This window comes from Salinimicrobium oceani (genome assembly GCF_012037645.1).
Genome location: NZ_JAAVJR010000298.1, coordinates 1 through 563, shown reverse-complemented (window position 1 = coordinate 563; position 563 = coordinate 1). Strand labels below are relative to the sequence as shown.

The 563-nt window shown below is 39.6% G+C and carries 1 protein-coding gene; it reads right to left on the bottom strand.

The window, feature by feature from the left end; translation table 11 throughout:
• A partial coding sequence (locus tag HC175_RS16830; protein WP_445326497.1) for an oxidoreductase occupies positions 1-563 on the bottom strand: 563 nt, incomplete at both ends.

Sequence of the window (563 nt, the reverse complement as noted above, 5' to 3'; positions counted from 1 at the left end):
ACTTCGGCTCTCTCGGTTTTAATCTCATAATCGAGATAACCTTTTTCTCCCGGTGTGTAAAAAGTTTCCTGATCGAATTTGCTTAACGGAACATCCTGTTCAAATCGTTCCACAAGATCTGGATTCGAAATATAAGGTTTTCCAAAAGCTATAAGATCTGCGTTACCTTTTTCAATAATTTTATTTCCGCTTTCCCGGTCAAAACCGTTATTGATGATAATAGTTCCCTTGTAAATGGGGCGGTAACGTTTAGCGATCTCTGTTTCGGCGTAAGGGAGGTGGGAAACATCAGTAAAAGGTTCAGACAGGTGTAGATATGCCAGGTTATACTCATTAAGTCTAGTAATGAGATGATCAAAAGTTGGGATGGTCTCTTCGTCCATTGTCATTCCAAACACACCATGTAGGGAAGGATTGAGCCTTACTCCAATTTTATTTTCCGGCACCACCTCTTTAATAGCATCTAAAACTTCAAACATTATCCTGGTTCTGTTATCTATACTTCCACCATATTCATCGGACCTTTTGTTGGAAGTGCCGTTAAAGAACTGGTGCAGCAAATA